This is a genomic window from Devosia rhodophyticola, from assembly GCF_028816475.1.
In the GTDB taxonomy this organism is placed as follows: Bacteria; Pseudomonadota; Alphaproteobacteria; order Rhizobiales; family Devosiaceae; genus Devosia; species Devosia rhodophyticola.
Genome location: NZ_CP118247.1, coordinates 2,970,019 through 2,993,771, shown reverse-complemented (window position 1 = coordinate 2,993,771; position 23,753 = coordinate 2,970,019). Strand labels below are relative to the sequence as shown.

The following is a 23,753-nucleotide window of genomic DNA, read 5'->3' as shown; positions in this document are numbered from 1 at the left end:
ACCGTCTGACTTGAGCGTGAACGGCCGCCGCACGGAAAAGCGCAACGCCGATGGAACTTGCGCGTTTAGATAAAAGTTTAGGCGATTTGTATCGCTCTTTTCACCAAGTCGGCAGATAGCCTGGAGCCGGAAAGGTTCTGGTTATTTTCATGGAGGATTGTGACCGTAGTTTGGGAGCGTCAAATGACTGAAAAATCAGCGAAAAATCCGCAATACTCGTGGTGGAGCCGCGTCCAGCGCCCGCTGACGCCGGCGGAACTGATCGCCGATGGCATCGTCCACATTATTGGACTGGTGCTCGCCCTTGGCGTTGGCACATTTCTTATTTCTAGCGTGCTGACAAACGCTGGCTCACAGGACTTTCCAGCAGTTGTTCTTTACGTGACATCTCTGATCGCTGTGCTCAGCGTTTCCATGGCCTACAATCTGTGGCCGGTCTCGCCTATCAAGATGCATCTGGCACGTCTCGATCAGGCCGCCATATTTCTGTTTATAGCGGGCACATATACCCCGTTTCTAGCCGTTCTCGGCGGTACGCCACTTGGAGTGCTGATGACAACATTCGTCTGGGGTGCATCCTTGATCGGCATCGCGCTTAAGCTGTTCGTCCCGCAGCGGTTCGGGCGGCTGGCGATCGCGCTCTATTTGGCGATCGGCTGGAGCGGCATCTTCGTGTTCCAGTCATTATCCGCGACGCTTCCTGCTGCAACAATGGGGCTGCTATTGGCCGGCGGCATCGTCTATTCGCTCGGCATAATCTTCCATCTATGGGAGCGACTAAAATTTCAAAACGCTCTTTGGCACGTCTTTGTCGTAATCGGCGCCAGCCTGCATTTGCTGGCAATCCTGGATTTCATGGTTCTCAACCGTCCCTGACAAAAGCTACTATTTTTCTTTGGCAGCAGTACTAGCGCGAACATGTTCCATCGTATCGCCAGGCTTCAGCCCAATCTCCACTGATCGCCCACCGGGAATTTCCAACACAAACTGCACCGGCACGCCCGAAGGGATGGAAGTCGGATCCTGGGGACGGGCGTTCACATGTATGGTTTTGACGATGCCTTGAGCATCAACAAAGATCATGTCGAGCGGAATGAACGTATTCCGCATCCAGAAAGAGACCGGCCGTTCTTCCTTGAAATCGAAAAGCATGCCGGCATCCGGCGCCAATTCCTGACGGAACATCAACCCATCGGCGCGTGATTTTGGCGTATCGACTACTTCGACGGTAAACACGTACTCGCCAGTCGCCGTGTGCAGTGTCAATTTATTGTCACCACTGCTGGCACAGCCCGCAACGGTTGAAGCAGCAAATATCGTCGCGACTAGGACCAGAGCCCGTATGGCTCCCACCAACGACCCCGAAGCGCGAGCAAATACACCCATATCCACGATCCTAATGAAATGCCCTAGTGGGACGAAGGCGCTTCGCCCCAGCCATCGGGACGAATTTCCGCAACCATCAAGCCCTTCGGCCCCTGCCCGTAGCGCACCAATACAAATTGGCCTGGCCGCAACTCAGTAATGCCGAACCGACGCAGGGTTTCCATGTGCACGAACACATCAGGCGTGCCCTCACCGGCCGACAAAAATCCAAAACCTTTGATCCGGTTGAACCATTTGACTTCAAGCCGCACCATGCTCGATGTCGGCTCCACTGTGACATGCGTGCGTGGTGCCGGCATTTGCGCCGGATGACGCGCTGTCGATTCATCCATGGAAACAATTCGAAACGCCTGCAATCCACCGGGTCGGTTCAGCGCCTCACAAACGATTCGAGCGCCTTCGTAGGCGGTTTGATAGCCATCGCGTCGCAAACAGGTAACGTGCAACAAAACGTCAGCCAACCCGTTGTCGGGGACAATGAACCCGAAGCCCTTGCCTGCATCGAACCACTTGATCGTGCCAACAACTTCAACGGCATCAAGACTTTCGTCCCGTACCGTTTCGGTTTCATCCGACACCCCCGATTGACGATCCGCGTCCCCACTCAGCTCCGTGGTTTCGCTATCCTCGGAATACTTCGCCCCCATATCAAAAGCCTTTTCGCACTCGCCTCACCACCGGCGAGGTACATAACAACTCACTAAACTCTGGCCGATTCAGCACCAAAAGTTAACAATATGTTGTCACTTTGTTTGCAACGCGTCCATAGCAAACCAGCGCCCCCTCATTGCGCACCTCGATATCGCTTGCTAAACCAATACAACCACTGAAAATTTTTCCTGAAGGAACGTGCAATGCAATACCTGCACACGATGGTTCGCGTCGCAAATGTCGAACAAAGCTTGAAGTTTTACTGCGAAGGGCTTGGATTGGAGGAAACCAAACGCATCGATAGCGAAAAAGGGCGCTACACGAATATTTTCCTCAAAGCGCCCGGCGATTCCGGTGGTGAACTTGAGCTGACATATAACTGGGATCCCGAAGAATATACAGGCGGTCGCAATTTTGGCCACCTCGCATACCGCGTCAAAGACATATATGCCCTTTGTCAGCATCTTTCCGATATGGGCGTAACCATCAACCGCCCACCACGCGATGGTCACATGGCATTTGTCCGCTCACCCGAAGGCATCTCTATCGAGCTGCTTCAGGATGGCGAATTGCCACCCCAGGAACCATGGCTGTCCATGCCCAATACCGGCAGCTGGTAACCCGCCCAGCAGGACTAACACTTCGCTAACCACGTCGCTTAGTGCGCGGTTAGCGAAGTTGCTCGTATTTTAGCGACTTCACCCGTCCCACCATTGTGCGTTGCAATTGCGCAACAACCGGGGTTTGGAAGTTGCCATGAAAGCCGTCGCCGCCGTCGCCATTTTAGCCATGACCATTTCGGGTTGCGTACCTATGGCAATGTTTGCCAGCAGTTCAGGCCCCGGCTACCGCGGTTTAAAGTCCGACTGGGGCACAGTGGTCGCCAGCAAGGAAGTCAACGCACTTTGCCTCTCGCCGAAATTGCGGCTGGCAATTTGGGATATCGAAGGGCATTTCGGCAAGAAAGTCGTGATGAACTCCGGCTTCCGTGACAATAGCCACAACTCAGCCGCCGGCGGCGTCGATAATTCCTATCATACCAAGTGCATGGCCGCTGACATTCGCATTCCCGGCGTCAACAAGCAGGAACTGATTGCCTTCGCAATGCGGACCGATTCTGTGGGTGGGCTTGGCTGCTATCCCGGCCGCAATTTTATTCACATCGACGTTCGCGACCGCCCGCGCGGCTATCGTCGTCCCGTCACATTCAACGGCTGCTGAAAAAACACGTCATTCAAGTGACAAACGGGGTTGCGCAATTCGGGCAAGCCCAATATACGAACCCAGCGCTTAGGCGCCCTTCGTCTATCGGTCAGGACGCCACCCTTTCACGGTGGAGAGAGGGGTTCGATTCCCCTAGGGCGTACCATCTCCGTTAGGCGATGAATAAGCGGCACTGCTGTGATTTTGGCCATGCGCCCTTCGTCTATCGGTCAGGACGGCACCCTCTCACGGTGCAGAGGGGGGTTCGATTCCCCCAGGGCGTACCAGAAACTCCCAATCGCAATTGTTGTAATGTTTGGACGGCTCAGGTCGAGACTAAACCGCTCAGCTAACTCATGATCGCCCCATTCAAATTTGGCCAGCGCTTCCGCCACGCTCCTCCCCATGTTAGTCAATCCGCGCTTAGCAGTCGGAGAGTTCCGTGACACACGATTTTACTGGCAAGATCAGTTTTGTATCCAGCGGAACGCCGGAGGCAAATGCGGCGGCCAGCGCATTACGCGGCATCTATGGCGATGTTGAATTTGATGATGCCAGCGTCATTGTGGCCTTGGGCGGCGACGGCTTGATGCTGCAGACCCTGCACCGTGTCATGCGCTCAAACGTTCCCGTCTATGGCATGAATTTCGGCTCTGTCGGCTTCATGATGAACCCCTTCTCGCAAGTCGATCTGACGTCGCGCCTCGCGGCGGCCCAGACCACGCAGATCTATCCACTTTCAATGCAGGCGGTCGATTGCTCCGGCAAATCCCACGCAGCTCTTGCCCTCAACGAAGTGTCGCTGTTCCGATCCACATATCAGGCGGCCAAAATTCAAATCATTGTTGATGGCGAGTCGAGACTGGATGAATTGGTCTGCGACGGCATCCTGCTTTCGACACCCGCTGGATCAACCGCCTATAACCTGTCGGCCCACGGACCTATTCTGCCTATTGAGGCGCCATTGTTGGCAATGACGCCGATCTCCCCATTTCGTCCACGTCGCTGGCGCGGTGCCATTCTCGGCAATCATGCAAGCGTTAAATTCGTTGCGCGCGAGGCCGACAAACGGCCAATAAGCGCTGTGGCTGACAATGTTGAATTTCAAAATGTTATCGAAGTCACAGTGCACGAGGACCGCACTCACGGTGTGACCTTACTATTTGATCCCGGCACCAGCCTTGAAGAGCGTGTTCTGATCGAACAATTCCGCTACTAGGCCGCTGGTAGCGCCAGCCGAGGCTCGCCCATGGCCGGCAGCGGCATCGGTGATTGGGCTTCCATCGCAAAGGCCGCCATGACACCTCGCGCGGCTTTCCGGGCAAGTTTGATGTTCTGCTCGCTCAAATAGGAGAAAGCTTCTTCAAGCTCATGCGGGATAACCCCGTCGTGCTCGACGATCAGTTCTTCAGTAAGCGCCGTCACCACAAAATGGCGCGCCGAAATATCATCGGCAAGATCGGCAGCGCGGGCATGCAGCACCAACCGCACCAGCAAATTGCGAATACCTTCGCTTAACCCACACCGGACCAGCAAGGCATTAAGCGCTGCACGACTGCCGCGTTCGAGCAGGTTAAAACCTTCTCGCGTGGCGTCTCGCCGAGTTCCGCCAGACAATCAGCAAAAAACAGCACATGCCCACCAATGACTGCATGCAGCATGACTCGGGTGGTCAACCCGTCCGTTGCAACAAGACTTGCCGCATAATTCATATTAGCCGATGCCGCCTCGCGCTCGCCAATAGCGGCCAAGGCCGTGTCACTGCTATCGCGCAGCAGGCGAATAAGGCGTTCAGGCGCGATCGCACCTTTGACGATCCGAATGGCCGCCAGCGCATTGGCCACCGCATGCACCAATTTTAATCGCGCCTCCGCCGGCAAGTCTTTGCGTGCCAATAGAGCGCCACGCAAATCAGCCTCACCACCGTGCCGCTCTACCAACTCCAAAAGTGTTTCGGGCGGCAGCACAATGTTCTCACGCCGGAGAATACGTAGCGTGACTGGATGAAGATCCCGCCCCAACATCGCCTGAGCCAATCGGGCACTCAGTTTAGTTCGCTGTGAAAGCGCCAGTAACATGGGCAATTCAAAATTGGGGACCATTCCGATGATGTCAGCATCGACCAGAACCGGAGAATATTGCAGAACAGCCCGAGCGATGATGGAGCTATCGTGCAACAGGGACAACATGATCGAGCGCGGCGCTTCAGTCGAGTGCAACAGGCCATATGCCAGAGCGGCACGAACCTTCACAGACGGGTCATCGAGAAAGCCAATTAGCGCCGCATAGAGCCCCGCCTGCTCATCCGCAGGCCCCTTATGCCCGAGATACGCCAGCGCTGCCAGATGGGCCGCTGCGCCTCGCTCCTCGCTATCGCTGGATTGAGACAGGGCAAAAAACTCTTGATAGGCGACCATGCTGCTCTCCGCACAACTTGGCCTGATGCTACCGAACAAGGTTTAAGGAACTGTTCACTATAAAATCACGCACAAGTGGTGGAGCTAGCCGTGGCTAGGAGCAAGACTATTTGGCGTAAAGTTGGGTAAAAAACGCACTTGCAGGAAGTTCTGGCAATGGCTCAATTGGCGAAGTCTGTCCCGTTTCCGGTTCGGTGCGGAACAAGCCGGTAAACGACATGTTCTCCGGCGAAAATCGGGATGGCACAACTTCTTCCACTGGCCGACCGGATGGTTGTTGTGCAATTTGCTGGGCCGAAAAATTGGTAGAGGCGCCACCGTCATTGTCATGCTTGGCAACCAGCGCACGATAAACCTCGCGTATCGTCCGTGGCGTCCCCCCAGCATAAAAAATGTTCTCGTTCGCCGCTGCTTGTTGTGGAAACAACTTTGCCGCGATCTGATCAGGGTCAGCAAGACCAGCCTTGAACATTCGCTCCGCGCCTTGCGCGCCCAGAAAATGGGCAATGTAAAGTTCACCAGCACTCGGCATCCGACCAAATTTTTGCGCCAGATAATCCCCGTTGGTTTTGGTAAAAGCCGCCGCCAGATCAGACGCAATTTGCGGATCCTCACGCAGCTTGAGGATCTCTAGCCCGCATCTGCGGATCAGAAACAGTATAACCGCCCCGCCCGTTTGAGTTTATTTGATCGGCATATTGGCCATAGCCAAGACGCGGGCCTTCCTGTTTCATCACCTGCAACCATGTGCCGGCCAAAAACTGAAATAGCCCCACCGCACTCGAACTTTGTGCCCTGGCCGTTGGGTCAAGACTGCTCTCGCGCATGGCCGTTTGCAGCAGATAGTCAAAATCCACCCCATTCCTGTCGCCAGCAGCGTTCAGGACATAGGCTAGACTTTGTGGCACCGCTATCGGTTGGACGGCCATCAGTAACGAAACTTTCCAGACTCAAAGGTTGGTTAACAAAACCCTAAGTCCGGTTAATTTCGCGTTAACCCCGCCAGTTGCTAACGACACCTTCGAGCGCTGGACGCGGGCGATCCTCAATCACCACTGTGGGTGTGCCGATGTGCACAAACCCCACAAATTTCTCACCCGGCTTCGCCCCCAACATTGCGGCGGCGGTGTCATCATAGGTGTACCAGCGGGTCACCCATTGCGCGGCAAACCCCAGCGCATAGGCACCATGCACCAGATTGAACGCCACATTACTGGCCGACAGCAATTGCTCAAACTGCGGTATCTTGATGTGATCCTGCGGGCTTGATAGAACGCCGACCGTTAAGGGAGCGGGCAGAAATTGACGGCGCTCCAGATCCATCTGCGCTTCTTCAATCGCCGGATTTTTTGCCTTGGCAATTTGGGCCAACCGTTCACCAGCCGCTGCACGCGCATCTCCCTCAATCAAGACGAGCCGCCAAGGCGTCAATTTGCCGTGGTCGGGCACGCGTGTTGCAATGGTCAGCAATTGTTCAAGTTGCTCGGGATTGGGTCCGGGTTCCTGTAAAAACGCCAAACCAACGGAGCGGCGGGTTAAAAGATAATCTCGCAATGCAGCATTTGCAGGCATATTCAATCCTTGTCTAATATCGCGCGTGTCATTTCACATCTGGCGGTCGAGGTCACCAGTCAGGATTTGCCATTCGCGCAAAATTGTCATCAATTTCGTATCAACGGTTCCATTTAAGCCGGGTCTATGACACAGCTTTTCCCTATTCCGTCCCTGGCAATCGGAGCTTTGAGTCTGCGTTGCGGCAAACGTTCGGAATTGACTGGCTTGCATAGGGGAGCTCGATGAAGCTTAAACAATGTTTGGCGATACTGTTGCTCGCCCTTGCCCCGCTTGCTGCCGCGGGTTTATCCGTGCCCACGGTCATGGCACAGGAAAGCACAAGCGAAATGCCACCGATGCCCCGGCCGAGGCCACAACACCAACCCGGCGACACCAGCGCACCACCGGCGGAACAGTCCCAACAGATCGCCCCCGTTCCAGCGCCTCCACCAAACACCGCCGCAACGACCGCTATTGAAGCGTTGACGTCAGTGCCGCAACCGGTGACCCTGACGGCGTCCATAACGCCCGACGGCGCCCCAATCCCAGACGGATTGGTCTGGCGCGTTTTTGACACCAAAACCGATGCCACAGGCGAACTGGCGCTGGCTGCAAAATCAGATGCAGCCACGGCAAAAATTGAACTACCACCCGGCAAATATGTCGTTCATGTCGCTTATGGTCGCGCCCAAACCAGCGACACGCTGACTGTTGAAGAAGGCGAGAACACCAAATCGCTTGTCCTCGGTGCAGGCGCCTTGCGCCTCAATGCAGCGGTGGATGGCGACGTGCCCATCCCATTGGATTTGCTGCATTTCGACCTGTTTACCACGGGTTCCGAAGCTGATCGGACCATGGTCGCCCAAAATCTTTCCGCCAACGACATCGTCACCCTCAATGCCGGCACCTATCACGTCGTTTCCTATTTCGGTAACGTCAATGCGGTCGTGCGCGCTGACCTGCGCGTCGAGCCCGGCCAGTTAACCGATGCCACGCTTTACCATCATGCAAGCCAGATTTCTTTCAAGCTGGTTTCCGAACCCGGCGGCGAGGCCATTGCCGATGTCGAATGGACGGTCAAGACTGCGGACGGCGACACGGTGTTCACCGACCTTGGCGCTTTTCCGTCAACCGTTCTGGGGCAAGGCGATTATCTCGTTTTGGCCAAGCAAGGCGACAAGGTCTTTAATCGTGCCTTCGAGGTCATGCCTGGCCCAGCCAAGGAAATCGAGGTTTTGACCACCGTCTATTAGACCCGTTTGGCCAACATACCCCGTAGCCAATGCGCCAATTGTCTATTGCCCAGCTTTCAAGATTGAACCATGCTGGCTTCCAACAGCAAATTTTGGGAGAATTGGACGATGACCCTGGCAACTCGATCCCGTGGCCGCCTGTCCGCGCTAACCGCTGCCTGCCTGCTGACCTTGGCTTTGCCTGCCTCACCGGCATTTGCAAAAACCAAGGAAAAGCCAGCGGTTGAAACCACCGCTCCAAATCCATTCGAGTACAAGCTCGATATCCCCACTATCGATATGGTTGGCGCCAATATGGACGAGGCAACACTTCGCGACATATTGAGCGGCAACATTGTTCCGCATGCCGCAGAACTGGCGGGTCTCAAGGCTACCAGCATCACAATTCCCCAAATCAATTTCACCTATTCCACCGTCGGTGACGGCGGCGTTCCAATTGCAGGTGCCGTTCAATACGCCGATATAGTCCTTTCAGACATTTCTGCGGGCGTTGTTGGCAGCGTTGCCATTGGTTCAACGACCTTAGATGCCAAAAAAGTAGCTGGTGCCTTCGGTCAGATGTCGGCGAAAAAACTGAATATCGCCGCCATGTTGGGTGCATTCGGCCTGGTCCCCGAACCTCAGGACACTAGTTTTCAAACCATCTATGCCGATTTTGCGGCAGTAGGCGGCACCATTTCAGGTCCCGAGCTGGATTGTGAGTTCGGCAAATTTTCCCTGGACGAATTTCAGGCACGCCCACTCAAGACCAATTTCCTTGAAATTATGGCGCTGGCCTCCGACATGGAAACCCAGGATGGTAACCCGCCACCCGAGGCGATTGGCAAACTGCTGCGCATTTACGCCGATCTGTTCACCGCCTTCAAATCAACGCCGGCCCATTTTTCCGGTATCGATTGCTCCGGCGACGCTGATGGCGAACAGTTTGCAATGAAACTTGGCCCGATCACCATGGATGGCTACTCACCAGGTATCTATCCCGGCATTGCCATCGAAGGCCTGAAAACCAGCTTTGGCAAGGACGGCGTTTTCGATTTCGGCTCTTTCGTTTCAAAGCCTTTCGATCTCACCGGCCCCATCGCTGTACTGGAAACGGCGCCAGTTAATATCGATCAGGAATGGCTCGAAAAGAACGGCCGCCGGTTGATCCCCGACTATGCCGGAATGTCGTTTTCCGATGTGGTGATAGACGTGCCCAGTCCCGACAATCCCACGGACAGGATCAAGGGTGGCATTGGCAATTTCGATCTGTCCCTCGCCCAATATCTCAACGGCATCCCTACCGACATCAAAACCTCGGCCGCTCACATAACGCTTGAACTGCCCAAGAACAGCAAGGATGAACAACTCCAGCAACTCATCGCTCTTGGTCTGACAGACCTCGACCTCGGCTTCACATTCGATACCGCCTGGAGCCGCGAGGATCAGACCATTGCGCTTAACGAACTTTCGCTCACTGGCGTAAATCTGGCCGACGTCAAACTATCGGGCGCATTGGGAAGAGTTTCCGAACGGGTGTTCTCGCTTGAGCCAACCGAAGTCCTGATTGCTGGGACCGCGATTGTCGTCAAAAATCTTGATCTCAATGTATTGGACACCGGCCTGACCGAATTGATCCTGGCAAGTGTCGCCAAGGAACAAGGTACCGACGCCGCAACTATCCGCCCGGTATTTGCGAGCCTGGCCCAAGGCACCATCGTCAGTTTTCTTGTTGGCGCTGCCGAAGCACAAAATGTTGGCAAAGCCGTTAGCAAGTTTATTGCGGGAACGGCAAAGTCCCTGTCGATCAACTTGACGGCAAAGGAAGAACCGGGCCTGACTCTGGACGATTTCATGGCCGCCGAAGATGATCCAACCCAGTTGATCGGCAAGGTCAACATTTCGGCCAGCGCCGAATAGTGGCAACCGGCGTCCGCTTCCGGCGGGCGCCGCTTCAGTCGTCAATAATCTTTGAACTGCGCAGACGCTTGATCGCACCGCGCTGGGTTTTTCCTGCCAATCGCCGGGTTTTTGAACCCAGCGTCGGCTTGGTCGCCACTCTGGGCTTTGGAGGAAACGCGGCCTGGCGGAGCAACGCTACCAAACGCGCCAGCGCATCCGCCCTGTTCTGGGGTTGGTCCCGATAACCGTTGGCCGTGATGACCAGCACACCATCCTTGGTCAACCGGCTGCCCGCAATCGCTGCCACCCGCCGCTTTACCGCCTCTGGCAATGACGGCGAATTGCGCAGATCGAACCGGATCTGGACAGCGCTCGAAACCTTGTTGACGTTTTGCCCGCCCGGCCCCGAACTGCGAATAAAATTTTCCGCAACTTCGCCGGGATCAATTGCAATCGTTCGGGTGATGGCAATTGGCTCAACCACACGCCTACCCTAGCGCTTGGAACGGCCAAACCAGGCCTGCTCGTCGTGAATATCGATCCCCTTTTCAGTGATGCGATATTTACCCGCCATTTCCGCAGGCTGTATCCAGCCTTTTCCAAGCATCAGCCCAAAAACCTTCTCGCCGACATCCTTGAAATCATCAGGTCCTAAAACACCATCCGCACCCAGATTGCCAAGGACCTTGAGTTCACGATTGCTGGGACGTTGCGGCATAAAATTTCTCAAAAATTGGTGGCCCGCATCGCATCAGCAATGCAGGCCCAATACTATTCTGCGGCGGCTGCCTTAAGGTCGGGGGCGTCCCCTCCATCACGAGCGCGGCTATTGCTTCATCTCCCGGCAAGACCTTTTGCCCCTCAACGCCCAGCCGCCGAACTGACACAGTGTCTTCCTCGGCTTCGCGTCGTCCAACAACAAACATCAACGGCACGCGGCCAACAGAATGCTCGCGCACCTTGTAGTTGATCTTTTCATTGCGGGCATCAAGCTCTGCACGCACGCCGGCATCCTGCAACTGACGCACAAGCTTTTCCGCATATTCGTCAGCTTCCGAAACAATGGTCGCAACAACGACCTGCGTTGGCGCCAACCACATTGGCATTTTGCCAGCATAGTTCTCGACCAACATGCCGATAAAGCGCTCAAGCGAGCCCAGAATGGCGCGATGCAGCATCACCGCATAGTGCCGCGAACCATCTTCGGCCACATAGGTGGCCTCCAAACGCTCAGGCAACACATAGTCGAGCTGCAAGGTGCCGACCTGCCAAGAACGACCAATCGCATCCTTGAGATGGAACTCCAGCTTGGGCGCATAAAATGCCCCCTCACCTTCTGCAATCTCAAAGTCATAGCCGGTTGCGCGCAACGCATCGCCCAGCGCTTTTTCTGCCGCATCCCAGCGCTCGACAGTGCCGCCGAACTTTTCTGGCCGCGTTGCCAGCTTGATGACAACATCATCAAAGCCCATATGGCCGTAAACCGAATAGAGCAGATGCACAAAATGCTCGGTTTCCGCCTGGATCTGGTCCTCGCGGCAGAAAATATGCGCATCGTCCTGGGTCATCTGCCGCACGCGCATCAGTCCATGCAGCGCCCCATGTGCCTCGTTGCGGTGACAGCACCCAAATTCGGCCATGCGCAAAGGCAGATCGCGATAGCTCTTGATGCCCTGGTTGAAAATTTGCACATGGGCAGGGCAGTTCATCGGCTTGAGCGCCATCAGGTCGCCCTCGCCAGTCAACACCGGACCTTCATCTTCAACGTTTGGAACCTCGTCGGGCACCACAAACATGTTCTCACGATATTTGCCCCAATGCCCGGATTGCTCCCAGAACTTGGACGACATCAATTGTGGCGTTTTGACCTCAACATAGCCCGACTTGTCGAGACGACGCCGAATATAGGCTTCCATCTGATTGAAGATCACATAACCCTTGGGATGCCAGAAAACGCTGCCCTGCGCTTCGGACTGGAAATGATAGAGATCCATCTCTTGCCCGATTTTCCGGTGATCGCGCTTCTCAGCTTCCGCCACCATGGTCAGATAGGCTTCAAGTTCTGCTTTGTTCGCAAACGCCGTGCCATAAATCCGGCTCAGCACAGGGTTCCTGCTATCGCCACGCCAATAGGCGCCCGCAACCTTGGTCAGCTTGAAGGCATTACCAACGTCCTTGACCGTGCGCATATGCGGGCCACGGCAGAGATCAATCCACTGACCCTGCTTATACATCTTGAGCGATTGATCGGCGGGAATCGCATCGACCAGCTCAACCTTGAAGTTCTCGCCCCGCGCCGAAAAAAATGCCTTTGCCTCGTCCCGGCTCCACACTTCCTTGGTAAAAGCTGCGCCGCGATCAATAATCTCGGCCATTTTCTTTTCAATTACCGGAAAATCTTCCTCGCTGAATGGCTCATCGCGCTTGAAGTCATAATAAAAACCATTCTCAATGACCGGGCCAATCGTCACCTGCGTGCCGGGCCAAAGCTCCTGCACGGCCTCGGCGAGCACGTGCGCGGCATCGTGCCGGATAAGTTCCAGCACATCACCTGTCCCACTGTCGCGCGTGACAAATTCGATTTGGCCGTCATCCGGCAGCACATCGCTCAAATCACTCAGCACGCCATTCCAACGCATGGCGACGGTTTTTTGCCAGCGACTTGGAGATCGATTCAACCACGGTGGTCCCAGTCGTGCCAAGCTCGAATTCACGCGCTGCACCGTCGGGGAACGTCACCTTAATCATTCTCAATCTCCAAAAATCTGTAGTCTTGCCGCAAGGATTGCAGCAAGCTCGGTTCTCTAGCATGGTTTTTGCCCGATGCCAGCCCATTGCTGCCCTAGCGCCAGGTTCCATATCGCCAGGGCAAATACCATTGCGCCTCGACAGGTCGCGCATCGGGCACTGGATCATAACCATGCGTTCCGCCGGGACGACACCGCGTAAACCGCGCCAATCCCATCCAGCCCCCGGCCAAAAGCCGAACTTCCAGATCGCGTCGCGCGTATATTCCGAGCACGTCGGCAAATGTCGACACGTCCGGCCTGCGAATGCCGAAAGCGTATAGCGATAGACGCTAATCAGGAAAACGGCGGCAAGTTTGAACGGAAAATCAACCACCCGCCAAAAAACGTCGAGGACTCTTTGCATCAGGAAACCGAGCCAACCGATTCTACGGACTCGATTTTCTTGAGCGCCTCAACCACTGCATCAAACACCAATAGCGTTGATGCATGCCGCGCCCGATATTCCCGAACCGGCTCCAGATACCGCAACTCCTCCCACTTGCCAGCGGGCGGCGGCCCATTTTCCTTGAGCATCGCATGCATCTGGTCGCGCAGGTGCCGAAATGCCCCAACTGGCGTGCCCACTATATGTTTGGCGACGATTGCCGCCGACGTCTGTCCCAGCGCACATGCTGAAACATCGTGACCATAATCAGTGATTGTCCCATCGCGAACCACCAGATCAACCTCGACGACCGAGCCGCAAATCCGACTGACTTTGCGCGCGCTGGCATCCGCCTGAACCAGCCGAGGCGGGTTCAGGGCATTTGCCGCAATATTCAGTATTTTTTCAGAATAGAGATCGCTTAGTTCCATAAACCACACAATTCTGTTTCTTGTAGGCACGCGTCTGTCCCACTATATAGTGAGCCCAACGCGGGCTGTCAGGGCTAAGAAATGCAATCGCGTTGAAACCTATCCAATCCGGCTGCGTCTAACAGGTGCTTGCCCCGAAAGGAATTTTGATGGACGCCCGTGTAAATCCACTACCGACCGAGCTTGAAAAGTCAGTTTCCCACAGCCGCCCCTCTCAGGCAGAGGCCGAAGCAGCGGTGCGCACGCTGATCGCTTGGGCTGGTGATAATCCTGAGCGCGAGGGCCTGCTCGATACGCCTCAGCGCGTCGTCAGGGCCTTTGGCGAGCTTTACGCCGGCTACGAGCAGGACCCCAAGGCCATTCTTGCCCGAACCTTCAAGGAAGTGGGCGGCTATGACGACATCGTTCTGGTTCGCGACATTCCTTTCCACTCCCATTGTGAGCACCATATGGTGCCCTTTACCGGCAAGGCTCACATTGCCTATCTGCCGCACGATGGCGTGGTTGGCCTTTCCAAACTGGCGCGCCTCGTCGACATTTTTGCGCGCCGCCTGCAAACCCAGGAAAACCTGACCGCCCAGATCATTGACGCCATCAATGAAAATCTGGGCCCACGCGGAGCAGCCGTCATGCTCGACGCCGAACATATGTGCATGTCGATGCGCGGTGTCCGCTCCCAGGGCGTGTCAACAATTACCCACCGCTTCACCGGTGTTTTTGCCGAAGACCGCTCCGAACAGGACCGTTTCTTTGCCATGGTTGGCAAGCGCTAACGCCAACGGGGTCAGGTGAGCCCGGCAAGGACGTCGAAATCCGGCTTGCCCTTAAACCCTGATTGGCAAAACCGATGGCGCGGTTTAAAACCCGCGTCATGACCCTGAAATTTGCCGATCCATCCGCCCTCACCCACGACGAACTTGAAGAAGGCACCGCCTTCGCACCCCGCTTTGACGCCAAGGGGCTGGTCACCGCTGTCACCATCGAAACTGGCACCAACCAATTATTGATGTTGGCCCACATGAATGCGGAGGCTTTGTCGCTGACGTTCGAAACCGGCTTCGCTCACTATTGGTCCCGCTCGCGCGGCAAAATTTGGAAGAAGGGCGAAAGTTCGGGCGAGTTACAGCGGCTGGTGGAGTTGCGCATCGACTGCGATCAGGACGCGGTGGTGCTTGAGGTCGAACAAACGGGACGCGGCGCGGCCTGTCACACCGGCCGCAAATCCTGCTTTTTCCGCCGCGCCATTGTCAAGAACGGCGCGGTCACGCTTGTCGACACCGGCCTGCCAAAGCTGTTCGATCCCAAGAAAGTCTACTGACCCGCAATCGCCGCGCGTTCAAAAAGGCCTACCAGAACAAACCCTGCAATAAATCCGCCCAGATGGGCCTGCCATGCAATCTGTACGGCCTCTCCGGTAAAAAGCGGATACAGCGGCACCGCCGCATTGAGGATAATCCAGAACAGCGAAAATGTTCGGGCCCGCGGTTCCCGCATCACCTCGCCCAGCGATGCCAGCTTGCGGCCTAACGCCACTGGTTCGCCCGTTTCGGGATGCCGCGCAACGATTATCGGCTGAAACATGAACCGGACACCCGCCCCGGTCAGCCCTGCAATGCCGCCCGATGCCCCCACAAGATAGGTGCCACTGTTCCAATCGGTCACAGCAAACAGTGCCGCCCCAGCCGCCGAAGTCAAAAAGAAAATTGCCAACATCGGCACGGCACCATAGCGGCGCGCAACCGGCGTTCCAAAAATCGCCAACCAAGCCATATTAAAGATGAGATGCTCCCACCCGGCGTGCAACAGCGCATGGGTAAAAGGCGTCCAGATCAACGGCAAACCCAGGTCCAGCTGTTGGGTCATCGCCATGATCTGCGCTGGCAAAAAAGCGAACCAGTAGATCAGCTCGCCCTGCCCGCCCTGGTTAAGCACTAAGGTTGCCGCAATATGAACAGCGGTGATTATCCCGATCAGGGCAGTCACAACCCCGGGCAATAAAAATATCGGCTGGCGCTGGTCATCGCCCGCATTTCCGCCGTTTTGGCCGTTTTCACTCATTCTATTGCTCCGACTCAGCGGCTGGGTGCTCTTTCCCCGGTGTTTTCCACATAAGGGCCGCCGCGTTAACCTTAACCATTGTTTAAGGGCGCATTTGCCCCCCGATTTTGACATTGTCGGACCTGCGGCGGGTTGGTCCAGACGGGAACCTGTTCAGCAAATCCGGCAGGTTGAAAAGTATGAAAAAGACGAGCACCAAAACCCTGTACAACTACTGGAACGGTATTCGCGGCTCGCGTAGTGCCCCGGACCGGAAGGACATAGACCCGACCCGGATTCGCGAAGCACTTTCCAATACATTCATACTCGAACTTGAGGGAGATGACCGGTTCAACTTTCGCCTTGCTGGTTCCCACCTGTGCACCGCCTACTCCCGCGAGCTCAAAGGGCGCTCCTTCTCCGCCCTTTGGCATGAACGCGACCGTGAGGCCATGGCAACTCTGATCCGCGCCGTCACCGAGGATCATGCCGTGGCCCTTGTTACCTTTCAGGGAACCACGGCCATCAATACCAAGGCGAGCTTTGAAACCATACTCATGCCGCTGCGTCACAATGGCTCAACCCAGACCCGTCTGCTGGGCGCTATGACCGCACTTGAAGACCCATACTGGCTAGGCGTACAGCCAATACTTGAGCAACGAATCACTGGCCTGCGCCTTATCTGGCCAGATGATGCCTCTCTTGAGGACATGCCCCGCAATATCGCTGCAAATCTTGGCAACGAAGTCGGTTTTGCCGAAACAATGCCACCAAGCGGAATACCGGCCACAGTCTATGGCCGTTCCGCCCGTCGCTACGCCCATCTTGCCGTAATTGATGGTGGACGTCAGTAATATTACGCGAGTCGGCGAACAGGGTTTTTTTGCTAATATTGCCGTAAGTGAACGGCAGTCATCTTACCATGTGTTAACCAAAATCGGCTAACGTGCTTGTCACGACACAAGTCTCCGTAAGGTTTGGCGCATGCTCAGTGACGAGATTCCCTCTCCGCAATATATAGCGCCACAGCGCACGCGGGCTGATTCCGCCAAATTTCAGCGGGTTAAGGTGTCCATCCTTGGTCGTTACATGCTGGCTGACCGTCGCGAGTTTCCTTGCCAGGTGCTGGAAATGTCGCCTGGCGATGCAATTGTGATCGCGCCCGCCGCCGGGCTTGAAGGTGAAAAGGTCATTGTTTATCTCGACCACCTTGGTCGCATCGAAGGCATGATCCAGTCGACCATTGATGGCGGTTTTGTCATGAGCATTGCCGCTTCCTCCCGCAAGCGCGATAAACTGGCCGCGCAGCTGACCTGGCTGGCCAATCGCAGCATTCTCAATCTGCCTGAGGATCGTCGGCACGAGCGCGTCGTTCCCGACAATCGCCATTCAACGGTTGTACTGGACGATGGCCGCCGCTATAATTGCAAGATCATTGATATCTCCCTGTCCGGCGCCGCAATTGAGTTGGCGGTACGGCCGGCAATGGGCACACCCGTGACATTGGGACGAATGCGTGCCCGCGTCATTCGCCATTTTCAGGATGGCGTCGGCGTCGAATTTTCCTCGACGCAGGAAATCATGACCGTGGTGCAGCAAAACCTTCGGATCAACTAAACGCCACTCTTGACTGACAAAATTGCTGTCGCCAAATTCGATGGCGTCAGCTACATAAACATCATGCGTGTGACGATTGTAAAATTCCTGCCGTGGGCCGTGCTCCTTCTGATTGCGCTGGCAACCCTTTCCCCAATTCAGCTCCGGCCCCACAGCCCCGCCCCTCCCCAGCTTGAACGATTTGCGTCTTTCGCGCTTTTGGGCGCATCCTTTGCCCTTGCCTATCGTCGCCAGCTCCTGCTCGTTCTGATCAGCCTGTCTGCCACCGCCTTTGCTCTTGAGGCGGCACAACGCCTGACACCCGATCGCCATTGGGGCGTGTCTGATCTGTTGGCAAAGTTAGCAGGCGCCGCCGTTGGCGTCACAATTGCCTGGGCGATCATCAAGACGCGTGACATGGTTCGCCCACAGCACTGAAGCCGCTGATTTTCTTGGTTAATCACCCCTCAACGACATCGATAAAACTTGCATAAAAACTATGCGGTAGTTTTCCGATCGTCGAAATTCGCTCTCTCTAACGTGGTCTCCATCAGGGAGATCACAAATGTTCAATCCAACAAGGTTCGCTGCGGCCATCATCGGTCTGGTTCTCGGGGCGTTTGCCACGACACTTCCAGCCGCCGCTATCGACACCACCAACATCGCCTTCGTTCAGACGGCGACACAAACAACCAGCATTCCGGTAGGCGCTGCCGAATTTTGCCGCACCCACCCAAGCGAATGCCAACCCAATTCTCAGGTCGTTGCGGTCGAAGCGCTGACCGAAGCGCGCTGGAACCAGCTGTTGGCGATCAATGCGCTCTACAATGAGTCCGTCGTTGCGGTCACCGATCAGGATCTGTATCAGGTCGCCGAATTCTGGACTTATCCAAACGGATATGGCGATTGCGAAGATTATGCGCTGGCAAAACGCCGCGATCTGATCAACGCCGGTTGGCCCGCCAGCACCCTGCTAATTGCCGTTGTTCGCCAGACCAATGGCGAGGGCCATGCGGTCCTTATGGCGCGCACTGACCGGGGCGATCTCGTCCTGGACAATCTCGATGGCACCATCAATGTCTGGAACCACACGCCTTACAAGTTCATCAAGCGTCAGTCACAGGCGAACCCCGGCCAGTGGGTAGACATGTTCGACAACCGCCCAATTGTCGTTGCTGCCCTGGAAAAATAATCGAGTTCCGGACCCCGCTCAAACTATCCCTGATAGGGGTCTGATGAATAAAGCCCGCCCAGAAATGGAGCGGGCTTTATTGTGCCAACAGAAGTTCCACTAAAAAGAACGCTCAGTAGCGAATTGCCACATAAGCACCCATGAACAGTAGACCTGTGATGAACGCCCAACCAAAAGCAACCATCGCGGCGATCAGCGCCGAGCCGACCGAGGTCGAGCCGCTATCTTCCTGCAACCAGCCCAGCTGCAGCATGATATAGGGACCACATACAAAACTGATGGCCAGATTACCCATCGAGGCCAGAAATGTTTCACCATCATAGCGCAGCAGGGCCCGTTGGCTGGACAGCCATTGATACAAGTGGGTCCCCGCCCCTGCGACGCACAGTCCGACTCCCATGATGAAGGCGGCGAGCAGCAGTTCTCTGACCATAATTGTCATCCCCAACGACAGACGGCTATTCTGCCAGCCTTTGTTAACTCTTCATTAATCATAATCAGTGCCCAATCAGATGTCATCTCCTCCCGGCAATACTGGTTAACGCGCGCCATGAGCACATCAACTGCCCCGACCCACCGGCCCGGACCTGGCGCCAGTGTCAGCTACAACCTGTCCGGAATCGCCGTGCTGGTGCTGCTTTGCGCTGTCGGCGCGGCCTATCTGCTCGAAGCCGTGATCAGGGCGGACAAACCTGTCCTCCCCCGCCAGGACGATGCCCAAACAGTATCCTTGACGCTTTCGGGCAAGGATTTGACGATACCAAAATCGTGGTTTCGACTTGAAGGACCGGTTCGCGCCGAATTTTCTAGCCAGATAGACCTGCGCATTGCACTGAATTCATCCCAATCCAATTCACCGATGCGCGTTGACGTCACGCTTGTGCCACGCAGCCGCGTCCGACCCAGCAGCGCACTGCTGGACGGTGTCTATTTGCATCAATTTGAAAACGGTACTGCATCGGGCGTGCCGGGTCTGGTGGGAAAGCCCCTAAAGGCAAGCGGCGGCTACAGTGACGAAACCGTCTGGTACGATCCGCTGTCGCCCGCCCCATTCGTAGCAAAATGTCAATCGCCACTGGTGGGCAGCCAGCAAGGCCAATGCCTGCGCTCAGTTTATTTGCCCAGCGGCATTGCAGCCATCTATCGGTTCGACACCAGTCTCTTGACGTCCTGGCGAGATTTCGACGACCAGATGAACCAATGGCTGGAACGAATAGGCGCCCTATAGCGCCGATCCGCCCATCATCTACTTATTCAATATCGTCCAGATCGATATCAAGAATCGACATATTGAAAATATAGGACCGGTCACCGTCCTCGTCGTCGACATGGATCAGACCGACCGACTCCTCCCCGATAAAGACCTCGACTGAATCGTTCAGCTTCGGACGTGGCCGGACATCGATCGATGTGTTGTTGAACTTTTGCTGCAAGAACTTTTGCAACTTGATGATCTCGGGATGGTTCACTTGCGGGTCCTGCGGTGGTTTGAATTCGGCGCGACTGTAAGCACTCAAGCCGCCGGAGCAACCCCTGAGCCATAGCTTTTATCGGTGATAACGGCACACTCTACCGAGCCACACCACTTGAAATCAGCTAGCCGCCCCTCACAAATCGCTAGTTTCACAAGCACTTATGCAGTCAAATTGATTCTTTTTCTTCGCTCGGCCCGGAGGTTCCCAAATCATAGGCCAGCACCATCTGGTCCATGACCAGCGCCGGTTGTGAACATCCTGCCGCCCCGATAACCTTTGCCGGAACGCCCGCCACCGTCACCCGTGGTGGAACTGGCTTCAGCACAACCGATCCGGCCCCGACGCGGGAGCACTCGCCAATAGTGATATTGCCCAACACCTTGGCGCCAGCGCCGATCAACACGCCATTGCCAATCTTGGGATGGCGATCCTGATCCGCCTTGCCGGTTCCGCCAAGCGTGACGCCCTGCAGCAGCGAAACATTATCCCCGACAATAGCCGTCTCGCCGATCACCAACCCAGTGCCGTGGTCGAGCATGATGCCATGACCAATCCGGACTGCGGGGTTGATGTCCACCTGAAACACCTGGCTGGCGCGGCTCTGCAGATATAGCGCCAGATCGCGTCGTCCATCCTTGAGCATTGCATGGGCAAACCGGTGCGTCTGGATCGCCTGATAGCCCTTGAAATAGAGCATCGGCTCGATAGCACGATGACAAGCCGGATCTCGCTCAAGGGTAGCCGCCAGATCAACCCGCGCATCGGTGCCAATCTCTGGATTATCCTGCAGGGTTTCCAAAAAGGCCTGCCGGATCAGATCCGCCGAAACATCGCTATGATCCAGCCGCGCTGCCAGACGCTGCACTAGCGCCGCTTCAAAGCTGTCGTGATTGAGAACAGACGATACAACGAGATTTCCCAGCGAAGGCTCATCAGCCAATATGGTTTGAGCATCCCCCCGCAACGCATCCCAGACAGGATCAACGGCTTTAAGGCCGCTCGGCTTCTTGGCGCTGACACTCATCGCGCTGTCTCCGTGTATCGTGATTTACCGATATAAGGCATTTTTTCACTCAAGACAAAGCCCCGATCAAAAATCTGGATCACAAATTTGCATTGCTGCGCAAATGCCGCCCGATGAACTCAAGTGCAGCCGCCTTGAATTTGGGGTCCCCCGTCGCCCGCATATGGTCGCGGCGCGGAATGACAAATGCTTCTCCATCGGGAAGCAGAGCCGCCAGTGGCTCCGGCGCGCCAGCCATTTCATCATCTTCCCCGACCGCAACGAGGACAGGACTGTTGATCCTACGAACATCGGCGCGGGCCATCGGCGCACGCGAAGTTTCCATGCAGGCAGCCAGCGCCTGCCGGTCAGACTTGGTGTGATCAGCAAATATTCGAAACTGACGCGCCGTCGGATGCGTCAACTCTTCAAGGCTGGGGGCAAGCAACCCCGAAATAATGTCGTTGCCATCGCTCAACCCATTGACCAAATTCATCCCCATGCCACCGAGGACCGCGCAATCCACGCGCTGGGGATGTGAAAAGCCGGCGAACGCAGCGATCCGCGCACCCATGGAATAGCCGAGCAGAACCGCAGTTTCATGTCCAAGATGATCCAAAAGATTGATTGCATCACGCGCCATCGCCTGTGGTGTATAAAAATCAGGATCATGCGGTTTGTCCGATCGCCCATGCCCGCGATTGTCGAGCGTAATCGCCTGATAACCCGCATCCGTCAGCGTTTTGACCCAGCCTGTATCGACCCAGTTCACCTTGCCGCTCGACGCAAAACCGTGAATGCACAGGACCGGATGTCCGGCCCCATGCACTTCATAGGCCAGCGCCAGTTCCTCAGATACAAAACTAGGCAAGCTGCACTCCTGAATTCCTGCAATTGAGTCTGCGTCTTTTAGCGCGCCCAAATCCTGTTTGACGACCCTTCAAACCCTTTCTTTCCTGCATTGGTTTGGATAAGGTCTGGCCAAATCATCTCATCTGCGCAGGTCTTTTCGATGGCACACGGCACAACTCCCCATTTTCACAATACCGAGGGTCTGGCGCGTATCGAAGTTGGCTCCAACGAATTCCAATGCGTCGGCGCCCTGCCCCCGTTCGACCATCCACACGTTTTTCTCGACATGGGTAAGGACAGTGAAATTGTCTGCCCATATTGTTCGACACTGTATGTGTTCAGCGCTGAGCTGGCCGATGGAACATCAAATCCCCTTTCTGCCGTTTTTCACGCTGACGCGGCGTAAACTCGCACCATTAGGCAACCGACCATTCGCCGGACATTTTATATCGCCGGGGCGGGCATCGCCGGGCTGACGCTGGCTTTGGCACTGGCGAAATTTGGTGCCCAGATTGTAGTGCTGGAGCGTAACAGCGCAATATCAGAATATGGCGCGGGCCTTCAGATCAGCCCCAACGCGCGCCACGCCCTCAACCATCTGGGACTGGACCAAACGATTGCCGATTGCAGCTTCGAGCCAAGCGGCATCGACGTCTATCCCGACGCTCGCCAATCCCCGCTCCTGACTCTCGAACTCGGCGCCGCCGTTCGTCAGCGATACGGCGCACCCTATGTGGTGATGCACCGTGCCGATCTGGTCGAGACGCTCTACAAGACCTGCCGCCGCTTTGCCAATATCGATATTGTTTTTGATGCTCAGCACTGGGAGGCAAATTCAGAGGGACCAGCGCTTTCCATCAACGTTCAGGCCGCTGCGCAACGCCGACAGGGCTGGGCCTTTGCCCTGATCGGCGCCGACGGCGTCCATTCCCACACTCGCAACAACCTGCTCGCGGGCCCACCTGCCCGCTACACTGGCCGCACTGCCTGGCGTGCCCTTGTACCAATAGCGGCGCTGCAGTCACATTTGGCGATAGACCGCACCTCGATGCTGCTCGGCCCCGATTTTCATCTCATTGCCTATCCCTTGCATCAACGCGGCCAGTTTAATCTTGCACTCTTTATCAATGCCCCCGAACCTCAAACGCGATCCACCCCGACCCCATCCTTGGGCCGTAACACATCGCAAAATCCCCGTCTCGCCGCAGTAATGGCGGCTGTGGCCGACCAATGGGGCGCATGGCCGCTCTACACCGTGGATACCCAGAAATGGTTTGAAGGGCCCATCGGGCTCATTGGCGACGCGGCCCATGCCATGGAGCCGTTTCAGGCTCAGGGCGCAGCCATGGCTATCGAAGACGCAGCAGTGCTGGCCCCTCTCCTGATCAGCCAACCCGATGCCGCCACCGCTTTTGCCCAATATCAGAACGCCCGACAGCCGCGCGTTCGGCAGGTCATGCGCACCTCTCATGCCAATGGACAAATTTTTCATATGCATTGGCCGTGGACAATTGGCCGCGATATGGCGATGAAGGCTCAAGGGCCTACAGGCCATTTTCGGCGGCTTGACTGGCTCTATGGTCACAAGGTTGCTCAATCTGGCCAGAATATGTGATTAGGCCTATCCAATCAGTTCGCCATTGTGCCT

General features: G+C 55.9%; 33 protein-coding genes, 2 tRNA genes and 1 pseudogene. 17 read left to right on the top strand and 19 right to left on the bottom strand.

Annotated elements, in window-relative coordinates; genetic code table 11:
• The first annotated feature begins 183 nt into the window (after positions 1-183).
• Positions 184-876 (top strand): PAQR family membrane homeostasis protein TrhA, encoded by a 693-nt coding sequence (trhA, locus tag PSQ90_RS14745; RefSeq protein WP_282211037.1) that lies wholly within the window; start codon positions 184-186, stop codon positions 874-876.
• A gap of 9 nt (positions 877-885) precedes the next feature.
• Here trhA and PSQ90_RS14740 read toward each other — a convergent pair whose 3' ends face one another.
• Together PSQ90_RS14740 and PSQ90_RS14735 are read right to left on the bottom strand one after the other, a co-directional pair.
• Entirely contained in the window at positions 886-1,266 is a 381-nt protein-coding gene (locus PSQ90_RS14740) for a DUF192 domain-containing protein (RefSeq protein WP_282211036.1), read from the bottom strand.
• 143 nt (positions 1,267-1,409) lie between these two features.
• Entirely contained in the window at positions 1,410-2,033 is a 624-nt protein-coding gene (locus PSQ90_RS14735) for a cold-shock protein (protein WP_282211035.1), read from the bottom strand.
• A 207-nt stretch (positions 2,034-2,240) separates the two neighbouring features.
• On the opposite strand from PSQ90_RS14735, the gene PSQ90_RS14730 reads away from it, so the two are divergent.
• From PSQ90_RS14730 to PSQ90_RS14710, 5 genes are all read left to right on the top strand, one after another.
• A complete protein-coding gene (locus PSQ90_RS14730) occupies positions 2,241-2,657 on the top strand; it encodes a VOC family protein (protein WP_282211034.1) in 417 nt (138 codons plus the stop codon).
• Positions 2,658-2,793: 136 nt separating this feature from the next.
• Positions 2,794-3,258 (top strand): YcbK family protein, encoded by a 465-nt coding sequence (locus PSQ90_RS14725; protein ID WP_282211033.1) that lies wholly within the window; start codon positions 2,794-2,796, stop codon positions 3,256-3,258.
• A 73-nt stretch (positions 3,259-3,331) separates the two neighbouring features.
• A tRNA-Glu gene (locus tag PSQ90_RS14720) sits at positions 3,332-3,406 on the top strand.
• A 46-nt stretch (positions 3,407-3,452) separates the two neighbouring features.
• Positions 3,453-3,527, top strand: a tRNA-Glu gene (locus tag PSQ90_RS14715).
• A 155-nt stretch (positions 3,528-3,682) separates the two neighbouring features.
• Positions 3,683-4,459, top strand: coding sequence for an NAD kinase (locus PSQ90_RS14710; protein ID WP_282211032.1), 777 nt, complete (start codon positions 3,683-3,685; stop codon positions 4,457-4,459).
• Here PSQ90_RS14710 and PSQ90_RS14705 read toward each other — a convergent pair.
• From PSQ90_RS14705 to PSQ90_RS14685, 5 genes are all read right to left on the bottom strand, one after another.
• Positions 4,456-4,776 (bottom strand): hypothetical protein, encoded by a 321-nt coding sequence (locus PSQ90_RS14705; protein WP_282211031.1) that lies wholly within the window; start codon positions 4,774-4,776, stop codon positions 4,456-4,458. The two genes, PSQ90_RS14710 and PSQ90_RS14705, sit on opposite strands and share 4 nt — an antisense overlap.
• Positions 4,755-5,657, bottom strand: coding sequence for a DUF2336 domain-containing protein (locus tag PSQ90_RS14700; protein ID WP_282211030.1), 903 nt, complete (start codon positions 5,655-5,657; stop codon positions 4,755-4,757). Before PSQ90_RS14700 ends, PSQ90_RS14705 begins: the two co-directional genes overlap by 22 nt.
• A 106-nt stretch (positions 5,658-5,763) precedes the next feature.
• Positions 5,764-6,189: a hypothetical protein gene (locus PSQ90_RS14695; RefSeq protein ID WP_282211029.1), complete on the bottom strand. Its 426-nt coding sequence runs from the start codon at positions 6,187-6,189 to the stop codon at positions 5,764-5,766.
• Between the two features lie 79 nt (positions 6,190-6,268).
• Positions 6,269-6,586 carry a transglycosylase SLT domain-containing protein gene (locus PSQ90_RS14690; protein ID WP_282211028.1) on the bottom strand — a complete coding sequence of 106 codons (318 nt, stop codon included), beginning with the start codon at positions 6,584-6,586 and terminating at the stop codon, positions 6,269-6,271.
• Positions 6,587-6,650: 64 nt separating this feature from the next.
• Positions 6,651-7,229 (bottom strand): nitroreductase family protein, encoded by a 579-nt coding sequence (locus PSQ90_RS14685; protein WP_282211027.1) that lies wholly within the window; start codon positions 7,227-7,229, stop codon positions 6,651-6,653.
• Between the two features lie 224 nt (positions 7,230-7,453).
• Between PSQ90_RS14685 and PSQ90_RS14680 the strand changes: the two genes are divergently transcribed.
• On the top strand, positions 7,454-8,464 hold the full coding sequence (locus PSQ90_RS14680) for a hypothetical protein (RefSeq protein ID WP_282211026.1): 1,011 nt from the start codon (positions 7,454-7,456) through the stop codon (positions 8,462-8,464).
• Positions 8,465-8,572: 108 nt separating this feature from the next.
• Positions 8,573-10,363: a hypothetical protein gene (locus PSQ90_RS14675; RefSeq protein ID WP_282211025.1), complete on the top strand. Its 1,791-nt coding sequence runs from the start codon at positions 8,573-8,575 to the stop codon at positions 10,361-10,363.
• Between the two features lie 34 nt (positions 10,364-10,397).
• On the opposite strand, the gene arfB is transcribed toward PSQ90_RS14675, so the two are convergent.
• The 7 genes and pseudogenes from arfB to PSQ90_RS14650 form a co-directional block, all read right to left on the bottom strand.
• The gene (gene arfB / locus PSQ90_RS14670) at positions 10,398-10,829 is read right to left on the bottom strand and encodes an alternative ribosome rescue aminoacyl-tRNA hydrolase ArfB (protein ID WP_282211024.1); all 432 of its coding nucleotides are present in this window, start codon (positions 10,827-10,829) and stop codon (positions 10,398-10,400) included.
• 9 nt (positions 10,830-10,838) lie between these two features.
• A complete protein-coding gene (locus tag PSQ90_RS14665; RefSeq protein ID WP_282211023.1) occupies positions 10,839-11,063 on the bottom strand; it encodes a hypothetical protein in 225 nt (74 codons plus the stop codon).
• Positions 11,038-12,984, bottom strand: a complete 1,947-nt coding sequence (thrS, locus tag PSQ90_RS14660; protein WP_328517508.1) for a threonine--tRNA ligase — start codon at positions 12,982-12,984, stop codon at positions 11,038-11,040. Before thrS ends, PSQ90_RS14665 begins: the two co-directional genes overlap by 26 nt.
• Positions 12,959-13,093: a hypothetical protein gene (locus PSQ90_RS17055; RefSeq protein WP_328517507.1), complete on the bottom strand. Its 135-nt coding sequence runs from the start codon at positions 13,091-13,093 to the stop codon at positions 12,959-12,961. The genes thrS and PSQ90_RS17055 overlap by 26 nt, the downstream gene beginning before the upstream one ends.
• A gap of 94 nt (positions 13,094-13,187) precedes the next feature.
• Complete coding sequence (locus tag PSQ90_RS17165) at positions 13,188-13,385, bottom strand: hypothetical protein (RefSeq protein ID WP_407648227.1); 198 nt, start codon at positions 13,383-13,385, stop codon at positions 13,188-13,190.
• Positions 13,373-13,498, bottom strand: a pseudogene (locus PSQ90_RS17160) (hypothetical protein); the annotation flags it as partial. The pseudogene PSQ90_RS17160 and the gene PSQ90_RS17165, both read right to left, overlap by 13 nt.
• Positions 13,498-13,950, bottom strand: a complete 453-nt coding sequence (locus PSQ90_RS14650; RefSeq protein ID WP_282211022.1) for an iron-sulfur cluster assembly scaffold protein — start codon at positions 13,948-13,950, stop codon at positions 13,498-13,500. The gene PSQ90_RS14650 and the pseudogene PSQ90_RS17160, both read right to left, overlap by 1 nt.
• 149 nt (positions 13,951-14,099) lie before the next feature.
• On the opposite strand from PSQ90_RS14650, the gene folE reads away from it, so the two are divergent.
• On the top strand, positions 14,100-14,723 hold the full coding sequence (gene folE, locus PSQ90_RS14645; protein ID WP_282211021.1) for a GTP cyclohydrolase I FolE: 624 nt from the start codon (positions 14,100-14,102) through the stop codon (positions 14,721-14,723).
• Positions 14,724-14,821: 98 nt separating this feature from the next.
• Entirely contained in the window at positions 14,822-15,268 is a 447-nt protein-coding gene (gene hisI / locus PSQ90_RS14640) for a phosphoribosyl-AMP cyclohydrolase (protein WP_282213080.1), read from the top strand.
• Here hisI and PSQ90_RS14635 read toward each other — a convergent pair.
• Positions 15,262-16,008 carry a rhomboid family intramembrane serine protease gene (locus PSQ90_RS14635; RefSeq protein WP_282211020.1) on the bottom strand — a complete coding sequence of 249 codons (747 nt, stop codon included), beginning with the start codon at positions 16,006-16,008 and terminating at the stop codon, positions 15,262-15,264. The genes hisI and PSQ90_RS14635 overlap by 7 nt on opposite strands.
• Before the next feature lie 179 nt (positions 16,009-16,187).
• Here PSQ90_RS14635 and PSQ90_RS14630 point away from each other — a divergent pair, with 179 nt between their 5' ends.
• The 4 genes from PSQ90_RS14630 to PSQ90_RS14615 all read left to right on the top strand — a co-directional run bounded on the left by PSQ90_RS14630 (position 16,188) and on the right by PSQ90_RS14615 (position 18,775).
• Positions 16,188-16,841: a PAS domain-containing protein gene (locus PSQ90_RS14630; RefSeq protein ID WP_282211019.1), complete on the top strand. Its 654-nt coding sequence runs from the start codon at positions 16,188-16,190 to the stop codon at positions 16,839-16,841.
• 130 nt (positions 16,842-16,971) lie between these two features.
• On the top strand, positions 16,972-17,604 hold the full coding sequence (locus tag PSQ90_RS14625; RefSeq protein WP_282211018.1) for a PilZ domain-containing protein: 633 nt from the start codon (positions 16,972-16,974) through the stop codon (positions 17,602-17,604).
• 9 nt (positions 17,605-17,613) lie between these two features.
• Positions 17,614-18,021, top strand: coding sequence for a VanZ family protein (locus PSQ90_RS14620; protein ID WP_282211017.1), 408 nt, complete (start codon positions 17,614-17,616; stop codon positions 18,019-18,021).
• Between the two features lie 127 nt (positions 18,022-18,148).
• Positions 18,149-18,775: a transglutaminase-like cysteine peptidase gene (locus PSQ90_RS14615; RefSeq protein ID WP_282211016.1), complete on the top strand. Its 627-nt coding sequence runs from the start codon at positions 18,149-18,151 to the stop codon at positions 18,773-18,775.
• A 112-nt stretch (positions 18,776-18,887) separates the two neighbouring features.
• Here PSQ90_RS14615 and PSQ90_RS14610 read toward each other — a convergent pair whose 3' ends face one another.
• Positions 18,888-19,208, bottom strand: a complete 321-nt coding sequence (locus tag PSQ90_RS14610; protein ID WP_282211015.1) for a DUF6949 family protein — start codon at positions 19,206-19,208, stop codon at positions 18,888-18,890.
• Positions 19,209-19,325: 117 nt separating this feature from the next.
• Between PSQ90_RS14610 and PSQ90_RS14605 the strand changes: the two genes are divergently transcribed.
• On the top strand, positions 19,326-20,003 hold the full coding sequence (locus PSQ90_RS14605; protein WP_282211014.1) for a hypothetical protein: 678 nt from the start codon (positions 19,326-19,328) through the stop codon (positions 20,001-20,003).
• A gap of 22 nt (positions 20,004-20,025) precedes the next feature.
• Here the strand turns inward: PSQ90_RS14605 and PSQ90_RS14600 are convergent, their stop codons facing one another.
• The 3 genes from PSQ90_RS14600 to PSQ90_RS14590 form a co-directional block, all read right to left on the bottom strand.
• Entirely contained in the window at positions 20,026-20,244 is a 219-nt protein-coding gene (locus PSQ90_RS14600; protein ID WP_282211013.1) for a DUF3126 family protein, read from the bottom strand.
• A 172-nt stretch (positions 20,245-20,416) separates the two neighbouring features.
• Positions 20,417-21,274 carry a serine O-acetyltransferase gene (gene cysE, locus PSQ90_RS14595; RefSeq protein WP_282211012.1) on the bottom strand — a complete coding sequence of 286 codons (858 nt, stop codon included), beginning with the start codon at positions 21,272-21,274 and terminating at the stop codon, positions 20,417-20,419.
• A gap of 79 nt (positions 21,275-21,353) precedes the next feature.
• Positions 21,354-22,124 carry an alpha/beta fold hydrolase gene (locus PSQ90_RS14590; protein ID WP_282211011.1) on the bottom strand — a complete coding sequence of 257 codons (771 nt, stop codon included), beginning with the start codon at positions 22,122-22,124 and terminating at the stop codon, positions 21,354-21,356.
• A gap of 141 nt (positions 22,125-22,265) precedes the next feature.
• Between PSQ90_RS14590 and PSQ90_RS14585 the strand changes: the two genes are divergently transcribed.
• Together PSQ90_RS14585 and PSQ90_RS14580 are read left to right on the top strand one after the other, a co-directional pair.
• Entirely contained in the window at positions 22,266-22,511 is a 246-nt protein-coding gene (locus PSQ90_RS14585) for a zinc-finger domain-containing protein (RefSeq protein ID WP_282211010.1), read from the top strand.
• Between the two features lie 9 nt (positions 22,512-22,520).
• The gene (locus tag PSQ90_RS14580; protein ID WP_328517550.1) at positions 22,521-23,720 is read left to right on the top strand and encodes an FAD-dependent monooxygenase; all 1,200 of its coding nucleotides are present in this window, start codon (positions 22,521-22,523) and stop codon (positions 23,718-23,720) included.
• The last annotated feature ends 33 nt before the right edge of the window (positions 23,721-23,753 follow it).